Here is a 764-nt window from a genome sequence, read left to right as displayed (position 1 = left end):
GCTCGCCCCGCACGGCCCTGCCGGTGAGTTGCCCCCCATGACGTTGTACGCGTTGGCCCAATTGCGGTTGTAGTCCGACGGCGAGTTGAACCACAGCACCCACACGCCGTCGTCGGCTCCCCAGCCCGAGCGCTTGACCATGCGCGGGTTGAAGCAGCCTGCGCTCACGCACTCCTGCTGCCAGCTGAGACCCGAGTAGGGGTCCGTCGAGTCCGGGGGGAACAGCAGCCGCGGCGGCGACCACGGCCCGTCGGGACTGGGCGCGGTGGACACCCCGAATCCGCACCAGGGCGCCCGGGCGTCCAGCCAACGGAAGCCGCAGCCGTACTCGGTGCCGTAGAGGTAGTAGGTCGAGCCGTCCTTGAGCACCATGCCGTCGTGGAGGTCGATCGACTTGATCGTCACCGGCATCGGCACCACCGCCCCTGCGTCGGGGGCCGGGAGCACGGCCGAGAGCGCAGCGAGGAATGCCACCAGCCAGACCTGGAACCGCATGAGGAATCGTCTTTGCGCGGATGCTGTGGTCATCTGACCATTGAATGGAGGCCACTCGGAGAGGCGTGCCGATTAGGCCGGTGACGGGCGTGTCCGCTCAGCCTGGGGGCCTAGGCCGGGACGCCCACTCGGACCGGGGCGGCCCGGCGCTCCAGGGCGGCGGAGAGCACGGCCAGCAGCAGGGCCGAGCCGGTGAGCGCGGCACCGACCAGGTTCGGCGCGGTGTAGCCGTAGCCGGCCGTGGTGACCACGCCGCCGAGCCAGGCGGC

1 protein-coding gene and 1 pseudogene are annotated in these 764 nt (G+C 70.8%); both read right to left on the bottom strand.

The window, feature by feature from the left end; translation table 11 throughout:
• Positions 1-528 (bottom strand): glycoside hydrolase family protein (locus ABD323_RS42565; protein ID WP_344447412.1); only part of this gene is annotated, 528 nt, incomplete at its 3' end.
• Between the two features lie 77 nt (positions 529-605).
• A pseudogene (locus tag ABD323_RS42560) lies at positions 606-764 on the bottom strand (MFS transporter); the annotation flags it as partial.

This window comes from Kitasatospora nipponensis (assembly GCF_039528135.1).
GTDB lineage: Bacteria > Actinomycetota > Actinomycetes > Streptomycetales > Streptomycetaceae > Kitasatospora > Kitasatospora nipponensis.
The sequence above is the reverse complement of the archived record's forward strand: the minus strand, read 5'-3'. Positions and strand labels throughout refer to the sequence as shown.